The following is a 15,210-nucleotide window of genomic DNA, read 5'->3' as shown; positions in this document are numbered from 1 at the left end:
TATGCCACAAAATGCCTATTTTACCCGTATTGTCACTTTGATGTGTGCTGATATTTCGCTTTCTTTACTTTTATCCAATTTTGCATTCTTTAATTGCAATCGTCGATAGCCGGTTGTTCTTCTGTATCTTTCCTTCATGAAGAATCATTACTCCTATCTTACCCTATTTCTTGTGCTGCTGACGTTACCGGGGCTTCTGCAGGCCCAGGATCGGCGCGTGTCCGGGCGGGTGACGTCTACGCAGGACAACAGCACCATTCCGGGCGTCAGCGTCGTGGTTCAGGGCACTACCAACGGTGTCAGCACCGACGCCAACGGCAACTACAGCATCACCGTACCGGGCGACAGGGCCGTGTTGGTTTTCACCTCCATCGGGCTGGTCTCGCAGACCGTCACCGTCGGCAACCGCTCGACGATCAACGTGCAGATGCAGGAATCGGTCAACGAACTCGCCCAGGTGGTGGTAACGGGGTATAATACCGTACAGAAGAAAGACATCACCGGCTCGGTGGTGCAGGTCTCGCCCGAAAAATTCCGGGATATCCCCATCAACAGCTTCGACCAGGCGCTACAGGGGCAGGCCGCGGGCGTGCAGGTGACCCAGTCGTCGGGTACGCCGGGGGGCGGCATCACGGTGCGGGTTCGGGGCAGCACCTCCATTTCGGCCTCCAACCGCCCGCTGTTCATCGTGGACGGCGTTCCGGTGGAAGACGGCCAGCTGTCGAGCCGGGACTTTGGCGGGCAGAACGACAACGCCTTTTCGCTGCTCAATCCCAGCGACATTGAATCCATCCAAATCCTCAAGGACGCTTCGGCCAAAGCCCAGTACGGGTCGCGGGCCGCCAACGGGGTGGTGCTGATCAACACCAAAAAAGGCAAGAACAACCAGCGCACCACGTTCACGGCGGATGTGCAGCGGGGTTTCGTGGACATCATCAAGCGTCCCAGCCTGCTCAACTCCACCGAACTGCTGACCCTGCAGCGGGAGGCCGTTACCAATGCCGGACAGGACCCCGACAAGCTGGGTCTGGTGCGCGGCGTGACCGACGGCATCAAAACGGACTGGGTGGACGCCATTCTGCGGCAGGGCATTTTCCAGCAGTATCAGGCTTCGGCCAGCGGCGGCAATGACCGCACGCGGTTCTACCTGAGCGGCAGCTACCGGGATGAAGAGGGCGTTCAGCTCAACAACCGCTTCACCCGTTTTGCCGGTACGCTGAACTTCGACCATAAAATGACCTCCAAGCTGTCGTTTGGCACCAACCTGACGCTGTCGCGCACGCTCAACCAGCGGGTGAAAGGCGACAACTTCCTCGACGGGGTTTACTCCGGAGCCGTCAAAAGTCTGCCCTATTATTCGCCCTACAACGAACAGGGCCAGCTCTACGGACCCAGCGACCCGAACTACGCCGGTTTTCCCAACTTCAACCCGGTGGCGCAGGCCCTTCTGCCGCGTTTCGACACGTACACGGTCAAAATCCTGGGCGGTCTGTTTGCGGAATACGAAATCCTGCAGAATCTGCGGCTGCGGTCGAAGGTCAGCATTGATTTCAACAACGTGACGGAAGACCAGTTTGAGTCGTCGGCGACGGCCATCGGCGGGTTTCTGGAAAGCGTGGGCGGCAAAGGCTACGGGGTTTTCATCACGGGCAACTACTCGACCCTGATCAACACGAATACGCTGACGTACAACTACATTCTGCGGGAAAAACACCGCTTCAACGCCCTGCTGGGGCTGGAAGTACTGCAACGGCAGGAACGTTCGGGCAGCGTGCAGGGACGGCTTTTCCCCAGCGACGACTTCACGTACATCACCTCGGCCGGGATTGTGGACCAGGGATCTGCGAGTGTTGTCCGGAGCGGCCTCTTCTCCACCTTCGGCGAACTGCGTTATGACTACGACGACCGCTACCTGCTGACCCTGACGGCCCGTTACGACGGTTCATCGCGCTTTGGCCGCAGCCGTCAGTTCGGCACCTTCCCTTCTGCCTCGGTCGGCTGGCGGCTGTCGCAGGAAGAATTTCTGAAAAATGTATCGTTTCTCAATGACCTGAAACTGCGGGCCAGCTACGGCTTTACGGGGAACGAGCGGATTGGCGACTTTCAGTTTCTGGGCACCTGGGCCGCGGCGACCTACAGCGGCTCGACGGGTCTGGGTCCGGCCGCCCTGCCCAATGCCAGCCTGCAATGGGAACGCACCCGGGAGGCCAACGTGGGCGTCGATGTGGCTTTCTTCAACGGCCGGATCAGCGCTTCGGTGGACGCCTACGACAACCTGACCGACCGCCTGCTGTTTGCCGAACCCATTCCGCTGACCACCGGCTTCGGGGCTGTTCAGGGCAACATCGGGAAGGTCTCGAACCGCGGCCTGGAATTTACGCTTTCGACGGTCAACATCGACCGGACCAGCGGCAACCGCACCGGCTTCCGCTGGCAGACGGACCTGAACCTGTCGCACAACCGCAACAAAGTGGTGGAACTGGCCAGCGCCGAGCCGCTTTTCCGGGGTTACGACGGCAACGGCGTCAGTTCCACCAACGTCGTGCTGCCCGGCCAGCCGCTCGGTACTTTCTGGGGTTTGAAGTTCCTCGGGGTGGACCCGGCCACGGGCGACGCCATCTACGAGGATAAAAACCAGGATGGCCGCATCTCGCCGGACGACGGGCAGATTCTGGGTAACGCCCAGCCCCTGCTGTTCGGCGGCCTGACCAATCGCATCTCGTTCAAAGGCTTCGAGCTGAGCTTCTTCCTGCAAGGCTCTTACGGCAACAAGATTCTGAATTTTTCGGATGTAACGCTGGTCAATACCGGGGCCAACCTGCAGGACAACCAGTCGCGCAAAGCCCTCGAACGGTGGCAGAAGCCGGGCGACATCACCAGCGTTCCGCGGTACGTCTACCAGAACACGTACAACAACTACCACAGCAGCCGTTTTATCGAAGACGGGTCGTATTTGCGCCTGCGGAACGTCGTGCTGGGCTATAGCGTACCCCGCCGGTACATCGAACGGTTCCGGCTCAGCAACGCCCGCGTCTACGTTTCCGGCACCAACCTGTACACGCTGACACGGTATTCGGGTCCGGACCCGGAAGTGAGCACCCTCGATGGTTCCACCACGGCCCAGGGCATTGATTTCTTCACGTTACCGCAGGTGAAATACCTCACGGCCGGCGTAACGCTTACTTTCTGACAATTTATGAATCGATTAAAAAAATATACACTCATTGCCCTGCTGACGGGGGGATTTACCGCCTGCGAGTCGGTTCTCGAACCTAAACCCGTCGATCTGCTGGTGGACGCTCTGGTGCTCAACGAAGTTGCCGACGTGGAACCCGCCCGGCTCGGGGCCTACAGCGCGCTTCGCTCGATCGCCTCCCCGATGGTCATTGCCGGGGATTTTTCGGCTGATTACATCCAGCACAATGGCACCTTCACCGATTATCAGGAACTGGGCACCAAGCAGCTGACCGCCGCCAACGGTGCGGTCGCCGCGCTCTGGGGCGCTTTGTACCGGACCATCTACGTGACCAACTTCGTGCTGGAACGGCTTCCGTCCATCACCTCGCTGCCGAGCAGTACCAGCAAGCAGGTGACGGCCGAAATGCGCTTTCTGCGCGGTTTCTCCAATTTCATCGGGACCTACACCTACGGCGACATTCCCCTGGTTACCACCACCGACCAGAACGCCAACCGGAACGTACCCCGGACGGCCCGGGCGACGGTGCTCGCCTCCGTCCTCCAGGATTATCAGGCGGCGCTGACGGATCTGCCCGAACGTTCGACCAACAGCGCCTTTGCTTCGAAAAACACCGTCCGGGCGGCGCTGGCCCGCTATTACCTCTACGCCAAAAACTGGACGCAGGCTGAGCAGTTCGCCAGTCAGGTGATCAACTCCGGAGTGTACTCCCTGGAGGCGGACTATGAGACCATTATCCAAAAGGATTTCACGCGGGAGTCTATTCTGGAAGTAGGCTACAGCCTGACCGATGATCCCGGAACCAGCAATTTTGGCCTGAACAACCTGTTTGTCGGGCGGCGCGAAGTGATTCCCTCGAACCCGTTGGTGCCGCAGCTGATTTCGGCTGAATCCGGCACCCGGTCGGGCACCATCTCCTTTGACCCCCAGCAACTCCGCGGGAGCGACAACGGCTGGACGGTCCGGAAATACGGGACCGGCACGGCCGATAACAACAACATCGTTATTTTCCGCCTCGCCGAGATGTACCTCATCCGGGCCGAAGCCCGGGCGCAGCAGAACAAACTTTCCGGAGCCACCAGCGCCGCCGCCGACATCAACGTGCTGCGGAACCGGGCGGGTGCGCCCATTATCGGCACGCTGACCCAGGCGGATATGCTGCGGGTCATCGAGCAGGAACGGGTCTACGAACTGGCCTTTGAAGGACACCGGTGGTACGATCTGGTCCGGACCGGACGCGCCCAGACGGTAATGACGGCCCTGTATCCCAACTGGAACAGCCGGTTCGAACTCTGGCCCATTCCGCAGGGAGAACTCCAGCGCAACCCCGCCCTGAAAAACGCCCAGAACCCGGGTTACTAAGCCATTATTGAATCAGAAAGCATTAAGATTTCGAATAATGAACTATAAACGAATTTTTACCGGTCTGCTGTCCCTGGCGGCGCTGCTGACCGTCTTCTGGGCCTGCGAGGAAACCGACTACGACCGGACATTCGAAGGACCGTACCATGTGCGTTTTACGGACTCGACGCTGGCCTTCCGCGAAAGCTACAGCAAGCCCATTACCATTCGCGTTCACAACGCCGGACCACAGCTGACCGAGCCGATTTCCATTTCCTACGCCATCGGCGGCACGGCCCGCGAAGGAAAAGATTACGTCATTGAGGGCACCCGGGGCGTAGTGATCATTCCGGCGCGGCAGAGCTTTGGCACCATCACCCTGCGGATGGTCAACAATGCCAACAACATTCTGGAATCGCAGAATATCGTTTTTACGATGACCGCCGTCAAGCCCTCGAATCTACAGCTCGGCTTCGGCACGCGTAACCCCATCGGGCGGCAGCTGACGTTCACCATTCAGGACGATTGCCTGCTGAGCGGGCAGTACACCGGTACACGGCGGGCGGGAAGCACTACGGTAAGCGTCCCGGATATCGACATCACCAGTCTGGACTGTAAAACCTACACCCTCACCAACTGGAACATCGGGTTCTTCAGTTTCAACGCAACCAAAGCCAGCCTGACCTTTACGGATGTTGGCGACAATTCGCTGGTTATCGCGCCCCAGCGTAACGACCAGTTGGAAGCGCCCCGGGATACCATCTCCGGCACCGGCTCGTGGAACCCCCGCGACCGGCGCATTACGCTCAATCTGCGCATCAAAGTGCAGAATACGGTCACGCAGCGCGATACGACCATTACCCAGACCCTGACCTATATACCGCAGTAATTTATGAAAAGACTGATACGCAATCTGCTGTTATGGTCGGCCCTGTCTCCGCTTTATATCAGCTGCTCGGAAAAAATTGAGCCGCAGCCGACGACCTATTCCCAGTTGCTGACGGGCACCACCAAAAAAACCTGGCGGCTGGTGACCGTGCGGGTCATCGATAACGGAGAGGATTCCGGCGCGATTCCCATAAACGAAGTCCTGAACGCCTGCGAAGCCGACGACCAGTATGTCTTTTACGCCAACGCGGAGAAACAGTTTGAGTACACCGACGGGCCGCTGAAATGTTCACCCGACGACCCGGACCTTCTCCTGACGACCAACTGGGCGCTGGTCAACGCCAACGCCACGCTGGAAATGCCCATTCCTGCCTTTTTCGGCGGTTCGCTGGTGCCGTTTACCATTAAAAGCCTGACGGAAACGACGCTGACGGTCGAACTGTATTGGGAGAAATTCACTCCCGATCAACTGAACGCCAGCTATCGGTTTACGTTCAATTCCTCCAACCGGTAAGTTATGAATCGACTTTTAGTAACCACTTTCCTGCTGCTTGCCTCTTTTGCAGGCTGGTCGCAGAAACTGACAAAGCAACCCGAGCAATGCGCCACGATGGAAATGGACAGCCTGCTGCGCGCCCGTTTCCCGCAGTTGGGTACCCTCGGGGATTTTGAGAAAACGCTTCAGGAAAAAGTAGCCCAGATCAACCGACTGCGCCGCTCGGGTCGCATGCAGCTGGCGGTCATTTCCATCCCCGTGGTGGTCCATATTGTGCATAACGGAGAAGCTTCCGGCACAGGGCGCAACATCAGCGAAGCCCAGGTCCGGTCCCAGCTGGAAACCCTCAACGAAGACTTCCGTCGCAAACCGGGCACCCGGGGCTTCAATGACAATCCGGTCGGAGCCGACATAGAAATCGAGTTCTGCGCCGCCGCCCTCGACCCTCAGGGCCGTCCGATGGCGGAGCGGGGCATTGATCGCGTTAACGGCAACCGCGCCAACTGGAGCCGCGACGATATTGAAGGCGTTCTGAAACCCGGCACGTACTGGGACCCCAACAAATATTTTAACATCTGGGTCGTAGACTTTGCACCGGTCGACGAGCGGCTGCTGGGTTACGCCCAGTTTCCGAGCCAGTCGGAGCTGGCGGGGATTCCGGATAACGGCGGTGCGGCGAGTACCGACGGTGTGGTTATCCGCTACCAGTCGTTCGGCAATGCCGAAAAGGGCAATTTCCCGGTGATGCAGGCCCCCTACAATCTTGGCCGCACGCTCACGCACGAAGTAGGCCACTGGCTCGGCCTGCGCCACATCTGGGGCGATGGCCGCTGCGGCGACGATTTTGTGGCCGATACGCCTACTCAGGAGTCCGAAAGCCGGGGCTGTCAGGTCGGGCGGGTCAGCTGCGGCGGCGCCAACATGGTGCAGAACTACATGGATTACTCGGACGACGGCTGTTTCAACGTCTTTACGCAGGGACAGAAAGACCGGATGCGGGCCGTGATGGAACTGAGTCCGCGCCGGGTTTCGCTGACTTCGTCCAACGTTTGCGGCACTCTGGTTACGAGCCGTCCCATACCGAATTTCCGGTCCGAAACCCGCCGCGTGCTGCTGGGCGGCTCCGTGCGTTTTACCGACCTTTCGGGCAATTTCCCCAATCGCTGGGTTTGGACCTTCGAAGGCGGCAACCCGCAGAGCTCCACAACCCAGAATCCGACCGTCACCTACAACACCCCGGGCCGTTTTCGGGTCAAGCTGGTGGTGTCCAATACCGCCGGCACCGATTCGCTGGTTCGGGAGCAATACATCGAAGTACTGAACCAGGGCCTGTGTACGGACGTGACGAACTTCCAGGGCACGCCGACGGTCATCCGGCAGCCGAACGGAAGAGGATATGTGTCGGGCCAGAGCAGCCGCAAAGTTCAGGCTCTATCGGAGCAGTTTAACAATGAACTGGGCTACACCAATCTGAGTACCGCCAGCTTCCGCTTTGGGTTGGCTAAGGCCGCTCAGGGAGCCAACACCGAATCGATCGTGACCGTGATGGTCTGGAACGGGCGCGGCTTCCAGGGAGGGCCGGGTGCCGTGCTGGGTGCCAAGGATATTCCGCTGCGCGTCATTCTGGCCGACGTGGCGGCGGGTCGCCCCACCACCGTTTCCTTCGACCGGAATGTACCGATCTTTGGCCTTTCCTTCCACGTGGGCATCCTGCTTCCCTACGCGGCCGGTGATACGGTGGCGCTATTTACAACCCGCAATGGGGAATCGACACAGGCCACGGCCTGGGAACTGGATTCCAACAGGGTATGGGAGCGCGTCACCATCCGACAGGGGCTCAACATTGCCCATGCCATTTCGGCCAATATCGGCATGAAACCTTCGGTGCAGATCTCGGCTTCGGCCCAGTTTATCAACCCCGGCGAAACCGTAACGCTCAGTGCCCGGGGGGCCAGCGTGTTCAACTGGGGCGCTTCGCCGACCCTGAGTGCGCTGCTGGGTCCGCAGGTGATTGCCACGCCCCGCGAAACGACGACTTACACCGTCACAGGCTCCGGCATCGACCTCTGTAACACCACCGCCTCGGCACGGGTGTTTGTCCGGGCCGGGACCGTGACCGCCACACCCGCCGCTGAATACCCGCTGCGGGTGACGCCCAACCCGAGCGACGGGCAGGTGGAAGTTTCGCTCAGCAACACCCAGCGCGGAACACTGAACCTGGGCATACGGAACCTGAAAGGCCAGGAAATCATCCGGGAAACCCATCAGAAGACGGCCGACGAATTCCGTCGCGGCCTGGACCTGCGGCAGTATCCGGCGGGAACCTACTGGGTAGAGGTGCGCCTGGGAGAAAAAGTGTACCGGCGACGGATAGTGAAATATTAGTCCGTCGGCGCAAAAACGCTCTCAAACCGGACCTCTCCCGAGGCTCCGGTTTTTATTTTTTAAAAACAAAGAATACGGCCAGCACCAGAAATACGAAGCTGACCAGGTAATTCCACCGAACCTCTTCTTTCAGGTACAGCACGGCAAAGCCTACAAACACCAGCAGGCTCACCACCTCCTGAATGATTTTAAGCTGGAAAGCGGAGAACTGGTACGAGCCGATGCGGTTGGCCGGAACCGCCAGACAGTATTCGACAAAAGCAATCAGCCAGCTGATCAGAATGACCTTCCAGAGCGGTTCGCCCTTGTAACGGAGGTGCCAGTACCAGGCGGTCGTCATGAACAGGTTCGACAGGATCAGCAGAAAAACGGTACGCATGAGAGAAGTTGGGGATAAGACGATAAATAAGGTTCTAAACTCTGAGCAGCCTCCGGGGGTTTAACGACCATGAAACCCGATTTTTCGCTCGATCTCGTCCTGTCCCGCATCGAAGAAGCCATCCGGCCGTATCCCAAAGCGGCCATGTTCGATCTTTACGAACGGGGCTACCAAAGTCTGTTCGAGCAGCTCCTTTCCTGCATCGTCTCCATCCGGACGCTCGACGAAACGACCATCCCCGTCTCGCTCCGTCTTTTTGAAAAAGCCCGGACGCCCGACGAACTCCTCCAGCTGACCGCCAACGAGCTGGCGGCGCTGCTGTACGGCAGCAGTTATCCCGAACAGAAAGCCCAGACCATGCTCGGCATTGCCCGCCGGGCCGTCGATGAGTTTGGAGGCACCCTTCCACCGGAATACGACCTGCTGACCAGTCTGAAAGGCGTGGGGCCGAAATGTGCCAATCTCGCGCTGGGCGTCTCGACCGGTCAGGCCGGCATCAGCGTCGATATTCACGTGCACCGGGTCGTCAACCGCTGGGGATACGTGCTGACCCGCCAGCCGGAACAGACGATGCTGGCCCTGGAACAGCGGGTGCCGCCGGAGAAATGGGTGGACATCAATCGGCTGCTGATGCCTTTCGGCAAAAACATCTGCACGGGCAGCCTGCCGCACTGCTCCACCTGCCCCGTTCTGGCCTGGTGCGAGCAGGTGGGCGTGACGAAACACCGCTGAGTTCAGTTCCGTTCGATGATAGCGGTGGTCAGGCGGCTGATGCAGACCAGACGACCCTGTTCGTCGGTGATGCGGATGTCCCAGACGTGCGTGGTCCGGCCGAGGTGAATCGGCGTACAGCGGCCATACACCCAGCCTTCGCGGACGGCACGCAGGTGGTTGGCGTTGATTTCGATGCCCACGGGCTGCTGTTTCAGGGGATTTTCGACGCTGAGCGCCGAGGCCATGCTGCCCAGCGTTTCGGCAAGGGCAACCGAAGCCCCGCCGTGCAGCAGGCCGAAAGGCTGGTGGGTGCGGGCATCCACGGGCATGCGGGCTTCCAGATAGCCTTCGCCGACGCCGGTAAATTCGATTCCCAGATGGGAGACGAGAGTAGGTTTGCTGTTGAACTGCTGGATGGATTCGAGGGAAAGGCCAGACTTCATTGAATCACTTTTTTTCGTAGTTTTGCGGACAATTTGCCACCCAGTCCGGGCGGTGTTCGCATAGGCATTTGCAAAAATAATCGCTTGAAACAAAAAACGATATTCCTGATTCGCCACGGCGAAACTGACTACAACCGCCGGGGCATTGTACAGGGCAGCGGTGTGGACTCGGACCTGAATGCCATGGGTCGCGCGCAGGCCGCCGCCTTCTTTCAGGCTTACCAGCATATTCCCTTCGATAAGATTTACATTTCCAACCTGAAACGAACGCTTCAGACGGTCCAGCAGTTTATCGACGCCGGCCTGCCCTACGAGCGTCATGAAGGCTTAAATGAGATCAGCTGGGGCCTCCGCGAAGGCAAAATCCCCAACAGCCTCGACAATGAATATTACCGGGACCTGATCCAGAACTGGAACGCCGGAAATACGGCCATGCCGACCGAAGAAGGCGAAAGCCCGGAGGATGTGGTGCGGCGGCAGAAACCCGTTTTCGAGCTTATCCTGTCCCGCCCCGAAGAAGAAACGGTTCTGGTGGCCATGCACGGACGGGCCATCCGAATCCTGCTCTCCTGGCTGACGGACCAGCCCCTCTCCCGCATGGACCAGTTTGAACACAGCAACCTCTGCCTGTACGTCCTGAAATACTCCTACGAAACGGGCCAGTACACCATCGAAACGTCGAACGACAGCACGCACCTGATGGCGCTGGTCGTTCCGCAAAGCTGACAAAGTAAAGTTATGAATTATGAGTTAAGAGTTATGAGTTGAAACTTCGCAGACGGGCCGGAGTCGCTCCAAATTATCTTAACTCATAACTCTTAATTTTTAACTCATACCTCTCTCCACCCTCTGGTGTATTTCTTTTACGGATAGTTGTCAAAACATGTATATTAGTTAACTTATCCTAAACGAAGAGACAAATGTATTAGCATGTCAAAACAGCAGATTTATTGGTTTTGCCAGGTATGTGGGTGGACGCTGCTCGTCATGTTTGAGTTTGTGATGTTCACGCTTGAGGCTGGTTTTATTCTGGATTATTTTTTTCTGGCCATTGCCAACATCTTGCTGGGTATCCTGCTGACGCACCTTTACCGCCTGATGATTAAACGGTGGAACTGGGTCCGGCTCCCGTTTTTGAGGCTGGTGCCCCGGGTGCTTGCCTCGGTGCTGGTGCTTTCGTTTCTGATGACGCTCGTCAATCTGCCGCTCGATCGCATTCTGCTTCCGCAATCGTTCATCGACGAACCCGCCATTTTTCTGGGTTATCTGTTCTCCTGGACCAAAACCATTCTGGCCTGGGTGCTGAGTTATACGGTTTATCATTACGTCGAACAAACCCGCAACGCCGAAATCGAGACGCTGTTGCTGAAGACTTCCATCCGGGAAACGGAAGCCAAAGTGCTCCGTTCGCAGCTGAATCCCCACTTCGTCTTCAACGCCCTCAACAGCATCCGGGCGTTGGTGCTGGAAAACCCGATGAAAGCGCAGCAGGGCATTACACAGCTTTCCAATATCCTCCGCAACTCTCTGCTGGCCGACCGGCGCAAAACGGTTGAACTCCGGGAGGAGATCAAAACCGTGGAAGACTATCTGGCGCTGGAGAAAGTGCGGTACGAAGACCGGCTCAACTGCCGTTTGGAACTTGACCCGAAAACCTTATACTTGCAGGTGCCGCCGATGATGCTGCAGACGCTGGTCGAAAACGCCATCAAACATGGCGTCCAGAAAGCCATCGGAGGCGGGTTTATCGAACTGATTTCCAGTCTGGATTCGCACGATCATCTGCATATTCGCATCCGGAACACCGGTGTTCTGGGCGATACGGAAGCCTCGTCGGGTTTTGGGCTGGTCAATACAACCCAGCGGCTCGAATTACTTTACGGACCCGAGGCCTCGTTCCGGATTTACCAGGAAAGCCCCGACATCGTTTGTGCCGAAATTCAGATGCCGACCCAGTCAGACAGCATTCTAAAACGAACCGAAGCAAAGGTATGATCTTAGGTATGAGGTATGAGATTTAAGGTGAGAGCCCTTCTTACCTCATACCTATCACCTCATCCCTCATACCTAAAGTCATACCATATACCTGAAATGAAAGCTCTTATCGTAGACGACGAACGTCTTGCCCGGAACGAGTTGCGCCGCCTGCTCGACAATTTTCCCAAGATTGAAATAATTGGTGAAGCCGCCAACGCCGATGAAGCCCTGAAACTGATCGACGAACTCCAGCCCGAGCTTTTGTTTCTGGATATCCAGATGCCCGGCAAAAATGGGTTTGAACTGCTTCAGGCCATCGAAGGCAAGACGCCGGAGGTGATTTTTACCACCGCCTATGACGACTACGCTATCAAGGCGTTTGAGTTCAACGCGCTGGATTACCTGCTCAAACCGGTCGAGCTCCATCGCCTTACGGAGGCCATCCACCGGGTAGAAGAAAACCAGCCGCACCACGCCGATCAGGAAAACGGGGCGGTCCGCGAAAGCTCCCGGGTGCTGGGCGAAAACGATCAGGTCTTTGTGAAGGACGGCGAAAAATGCTGGTTTGTCAAGCTCGGTAAAGTCCGGCTTTTTGAATCCATGGGCAACTACGTCCGGCTGCATTTCGACGACCAGAAGCCGCTGGTTCTGAAGTCGCTAAACAGCCTGGAAGACCGCCTCGACCCCAACACGTTTTTCCGGGCCAACCGCAAGCACATCATCAACCTCCAGTGGATCGAGAAGATTGAGCCCTGGTTCAGCGGCGGTCTGCTGGTGACGCTGCGGGGCGGCGACAAAATCGAAATCAGCCGCCGACAGGCCATCCGGTTTAAGGAATTAATGAGCCTGTAAGCGTCGGGCGAATAAATATTTTCGCAAGGGCACAAAAAACCGCGTTCCGTTAGCAACTTTGTGTCCTTGCGTAATGCTGCCATGAAAAGCTACCTGCCGCTTATTCTGCTGGCTTTTGTTTTTGCCTGCAATCAACAGGAAAAATCCAGCGATCAATCCCGTGATGCCGAATCCGAAATTCGCTTCAAACCCGAAAATTATTCCTACCGGGAAGGCCGTTGCGACACGACCGGGACGGGCCAGGGTGTTGGCGTCCGCGCCACGTACACACTGCTGGACGGGGATGCTCCGGCGGTAGCGCCCATCAACGATACCCTCCGAAAGTACCTCACCAGCGCGGTGACCAGCCTGCTGGACAGCGCCGAAGTGGCCGGCAATCCGGAGGCCCAAACGGACCTAAACGCCGCGGCCCGACTCTTCGCGGCCAGTTACCGGGCTTTTCAGAAAGAATTTGCCGATGCGCCGATGGGCGGCTGCTGGGAAGTGGAAGTGACCGGCGACACGCTGTTTACTTCGTCCCGGTACCTGAGTTTCCGGATGGAGACGTATGCGTATACGGGGGGAGCGCACCCCAATACGGTAACCAGCCTGTACACCTTCGACCGCCAGACCGGGCGTCCGCTGCGGCTTCATGAGCTGGTGAAAGATACCACCCGGCTGCTGCCCGTGGTCGAAACGTATTTCCGGAAGCAGCAGGGCCTTACGGCCACCCAGAATCTGGAAGCGGAAGGTTATTTCCTTCACGAAGGCAAATTTTTCCTGCCCGGCAACGTAGCCGCCACCCGCACCGGACTGCTTTTCTATTACAACCCCTACGAAATCGCCGCCTACGCCCTCGGCCCCATCGAATTCGTAGTACCCTACCAGGAAATTAAGAATTAAGAGTTAAGAGTTAAGAATTAAGAGTTAAAAATTGGCTTCGCAGGGTCGAGAATCCTCATCAAGCGGAGCTAATTCTTAACTCTTAACTCTTAATTCCCTATTGTAGGCCGGCTCTGGCTTTGTTGTCTACGCTGTTTTTGTACTCGTGCTTTTCGTAGCTGAGGGCTTTCTGGAAGTACTGGCGGGCCTGAGCGGGTTTGTTTTGCTGTTTGTAAATGTAGCCTAGTTGCAGGGCGGAAGTGGCGCCAAAAGAAAGCTGGTCGGCTTCGCTGAGGGCAATGGCCCGCTCGAAATGCGGGATGGCCGCCAGCGGTTCGCCCCGTCGCTGAAAGATGCGGCCCTGCCGGTATTGAAATTCGGCTTTTTCGGGCGTCAACGGAAAGTCCTTCTCCGAAAAGGGCCGGAGCGTGTTGCGGGCGCTGTCCAGATACCCGCCGTCGGTGGCAAACCGGGCTTTGAGCAGAATCTTCTGCCGGGGCGAAATGCCTTTTCGAAAAAACGCATCGGCGAACTTCTGGGCCGCCTTATCGGCCTCTACGCTGGTCGTGCCCGTCTTCTGCGCCTGCTGCAACAGCGGCACGGCCTGCGCCTCCTGACCGGTCAGCCAGAAACACAAAAACTGGCGATAATACGTGTCTTTCCGGAAATTAACTCCTTTGTACTGCCCCAGAAAAGCCCGGTAATGGCCTAAAGCCTGCGGGTAATTTCCCTTTTGCAACTGAATTTCGCCCAGTTGGTATTCAATAAACGGGTAGGGCAGATACTCCGGCCCTTTCGGGCGCTCCAGCAGGAGGGCCTGCGCTTCCTCGCTACGGGCATCTTTCATGAGCAGACTAGCCGCAAAGAGCGAAATCATGAGGTTGTCCGGATGGTCGCGAACCAGCTGGCGCGTCCGGGCGGCATCTTCCGGCGTGAAGGTCAGCACGTGGCCGCGCAGGAGCAGGTCAATCAGCCGGGCCTCGGTCCCGAACAGGGCCTCTTTCCGGCTTACTTCCCCAATTTCCTGCATGCCCTGCTGCACGCTGCCTTTGAGGCCCATCATCTTGATCGCCCAGGTGTAGTTGTTGGGAACCGACCCGATCAGGACGTGCAGGACACCCAGCGATTTGCGGGTTGGCAGAAAATCCGGGAAACGTTTGCGGTTGTCTTCCAGAAGGCGGTAAGCCCGGATAATGTCCCAGCAGGCGCTGACTTCGTGGCCGAATTTGAGCTTGACAAACGCCCAGTGTAGCCGGACTTCCGCCTGGGCAAACCGCTGCCAGGGGGAATTTTCGTCCAGATCATCCAGCAATTCGAGCCGCTGCTCCTGCCGTTTTTCGAGGGTTTTGTAAAGCGTCCGGTCGTCGGAGGTCAGCAGGGTGAGCATATCGCCGAAATTGTCGAGGTACACCGCAATCCCGTTCCGGCGGGCCAGTTCCGGCCCAATCGCCCGGCGCCCCGCTCCCACTTTTAGGCTGAACAGGTCCTGATAAGCCCGCTGGAGCGGCGGAGTAAAGTCAAAATCAGCGGCAAAGGCAGGCCACGACAGCAGCAGGACCATAGCGGCTCCTGCAAGAACCCGCCGGGCCAGACGACCGCCTGCCGTTTTTTTTGCCACCAGTTCGACGTGCATACGCATTCGGAATGCTCAACAAAATCCGATCAATCAGGAGTCAAA

13 protein-coding genes are annotated in these 15,210 nt (G+C 57.7%); 10 read left to right on the top strand and 3 right to left on the bottom strand.

Going from position 1 to position 15,210, the window contains the following annotated elements; genetic code table 11:
• Positions 1 to 136 precede the first annotated feature (136 nt).
• The 5 genes from ORG26_RS18655 to ORG26_RS18635 are packed head-to-tail and all read left to right on the top strand — an operon-like array spanning position 137 to position 8,306.
• The gene (locus ORG26_RS18655) at positions 137 to 3,190 is read left to right on the top strand and encodes a SusC/RagA family TonB-linked outer membrane protein (RefSeq protein ID WP_266364454.1); all 3,054 of its coding nucleotides are present in this window, start codon (positions 137 to 139) and stop codon (positions 3,188 to 3,190) included.
• A 6-nt stretch (positions 3,191 to 3,196) separates the two neighbouring features.
• Positions 3,197 to 4,558 carry a RagB/SusD family nutrient uptake outer membrane protein gene (locus tag ORG26_RS18650; protein WP_266364452.1) on the top strand — a complete coding sequence of 454 codons (1,362 nt, stop codon included), beginning with the start codon at positions 3,197 to 3,199 and terminating at the stop codon, positions 4,556 to 4,558.
• Positions 4,559 to 4,595: 37 nt separating this feature from the next.
• Positions 4,596 to 5,426: a hypothetical protein gene (locus tag ORG26_RS18645; protein WP_266364449.1), complete on the top strand. Its 831-nt coding sequence runs from the start codon at positions 4,596 to 4,598 to the stop codon at positions 5,424 to 5,426.
• A 3-nt stretch (positions 5,427 to 5,429) separates the two neighbouring features.
• Positions 5,430 to 5,939 carry a hypothetical protein gene (locus ORG26_RS18640; protein ID WP_266364447.1) on the top strand — a complete coding sequence of 170 codons (510 nt, stop codon included), beginning with the start codon at positions 5,430 to 5,432 and terminating at the stop codon, positions 5,937 to 5,939.
• A gap of 3 nt (positions 5,940 to 5,942) precedes the next feature.
• The gene (locus ORG26_RS18635; RefSeq protein ID WP_266364445.1) at positions 5,943 to 8,306 is read left to right on the top strand and encodes a M43 family zinc metalloprotease; all 2,364 of its coding nucleotides are present in this window, start codon (positions 5,943 to 5,945) and stop codon (positions 8,304 to 8,306) included.
• Positions 8,307 to 8,358: 52 nt separating this feature from the next.
• On the opposite strand, the gene ORG26_RS18630 is transcribed toward ORG26_RS18635, so the two are convergent.
• Positions 8,359 to 8,685: a DMT family protein gene (locus ORG26_RS18630; protein ID WP_266364443.1), complete on the bottom strand. Its 327-nt coding sequence runs from the start codon at positions 8,683 to 8,685 to the stop codon at positions 8,359 to 8,361.
• Between the two features lie 69 nt (positions 8,686 to 8,754).
• Between ORG26_RS18630 and ORG26_RS18625 the strand changes: the two genes are divergently transcribed.
• Positions 8,755 to 9,417, top strand: coding sequence for an endonuclease III domain-containing protein (locus ORG26_RS18625; protein WP_266364441.1), 663 nt, complete (start codon positions 8,755 to 8,757; stop codon positions 9,415 to 9,417).
• 2 nt (positions 9,418 to 9,419) lie between these two features.
• Here ORG26_RS18625 and ORG26_RS18620 read toward each other — a convergent pair whose 3' ends face one another.
• Positions 9,420 to 9,842, bottom strand: a complete 423-nt coding sequence (locus ORG26_RS18620) for a hotdog fold thioesterase (protein ID WP_266364439.1) — start codon at positions 9,840 to 9,842, stop codon at positions 9,420 to 9,422.
• Positions 9,843 to 9,926: 84 nt separating this feature from the next.
• Between ORG26_RS18620 and ORG26_RS18615 the strand changes: the two genes are divergently transcribed.
• From ORG26_RS18615 to ORG26_RS18600, 4 genes are all read left to right on the top strand, one after another.
• Positions 9,927 to 10,568, top strand: coding sequence for a histidine phosphatase family protein (locus tag ORG26_RS18615; protein WP_266364437.1), 642 nt, complete (start codon positions 9,927 to 9,929; stop codon positions 10,566 to 10,568).
• Positions 10,569 to 10,772: 204 nt separating this feature from the next.
• Positions 10,773 to 11,837: a sensor histidine kinase gene (locus ORG26_RS18610; protein WP_266364435.1), complete on the top strand. Its 1,065-nt coding sequence runs from the start codon at positions 10,773 to 10,775 to the stop codon at positions 11,835 to 11,837.
• Positions 11,838 to 11,933: 96 nt separating this feature from the next.
• On the top strand, positions 11,934 to 12,671 hold the full coding sequence (locus tag ORG26_RS18605; protein ID WP_266364433.1) for a LytR/AlgR family response regulator transcription factor: 738 nt from the start codon (positions 11,934 to 11,936) through the stop codon (positions 12,669 to 12,671).
• Between the two features lie 81 nt (positions 12,672 to 12,752).
• Positions 12,753 to 13,553, top strand: coding sequence for a DUF3298 and DUF4163 domain-containing protein (locus ORG26_RS18600; RefSeq protein WP_266364431.1), 801 nt, complete (start codon positions 12,753 to 12,755; stop codon positions 13,551 to 13,553).
• 97 nt (positions 13,554 to 13,650) lie between these two features.
• Here ORG26_RS18600 and ORG26_RS18595 read toward each other — a convergent pair whose 3' ends face one another.
• A complete protein-coding gene (locus tag ORG26_RS18595; RefSeq protein WP_266364429.1) occupies positions 13,651 to 15,165 on the bottom strand; it encodes a tetratricopeptide repeat protein in 1,515 nt (504 codons plus the stop codon).
• Positions 15,166 to 15,210 lie beyond the last annotated feature (45 nt).

This window comes from Tellurirhabdus rosea, assembly GCF_026278345.1.
Classification (GTDB): Bacteria; Bacteroidota; Bacteroidia; order Cytophagales; family Spirosomataceae; genus Tellurirhabdus; species Tellurirhabdus rosea.
This window is presented reverse-complemented; position numbering and strand designations above follow the sequence as displayed.

Coding starts and splice junctions, on each gene's coding strand:
- ORG26_RS18630 (WP_266364443.1), bottom strand. CDS start 8,685: ATGCGTACCGTTTTTCTGCTGATCCTGTCGAACCTGTTCATGACGACC.
- ORG26_RS18620 (WP_266364439.1), bottom strand. CDS start 9,842: ATGAAGTCTGGCCTTTCCCTCGAATCCATCCAGCAGTTCAACAGCAAA.
- ORG26_RS18605 (WP_266364433.1), top strand. CDS start 11,934: ATGAAAGCTCTTATCGTAGACGACGAACGTCTTGCCCGGAACGAGTTG.
- ORG26_RS18635 (WP_266364445.1), top strand. CDS start 5,943: ATGAATCGACTTTTAGTAACCACTTTCCTGCTGCTTGCCTCTTTTGCA.
- ORG26_RS18610 (WP_266364435.1), top strand. CDS start 10,773: ATGTCAAAACAGCAGATTTATTGGTTTTGCCAGGTATGTGGGTGGACG.
- ORG26_RS18645 (WP_266364449.1), top strand. CDS start 4,596: ATGAACTATAAACGAATTTTTACCGGTCTGCTGTCCCTGGCGGCGCTG.
- ORG26_RS18640 (WP_266364447.1), top strand. CDS start 5,430: ATGAAAAGACTGATACGCAATCTGCTGTTATGGTCGGCCCTGTCTCCG.
- ORG26_RS18650 (WP_266364452.1), top strand. CDS start 3,197: ATGAATCGATTAAAAAAATATACACTCATTGCCCTGCTGACGGGGGGA.
- ORG26_RS18655 (WP_266364454.1), top strand. CDS start 137: ATGAAGAATCATTACTCCTATCTTACCCTATTTCTTGTGCTGCTGACG.
- ORG26_RS18595 (WP_266364429.1), bottom strand. CDS start 15,165: ATGCACGTCGAACTGGTGGCAAAAAAAACGGCAGGCGGTCGTCTGGCC.
- ORG26_RS18600 (WP_266364431.1), top strand. CDS start 12,753: ATGAAAAGCTACCTGCCGCTTATTCTGCTGGCTTTTGTTTTTGCCTGC.
- ORG26_RS18625 (WP_266364441.1), top strand. CDS start 8,755: ATGAAACCCGATTTTTCGCTCGATCTCGTCCTGTCCCGCATCGAAGAA.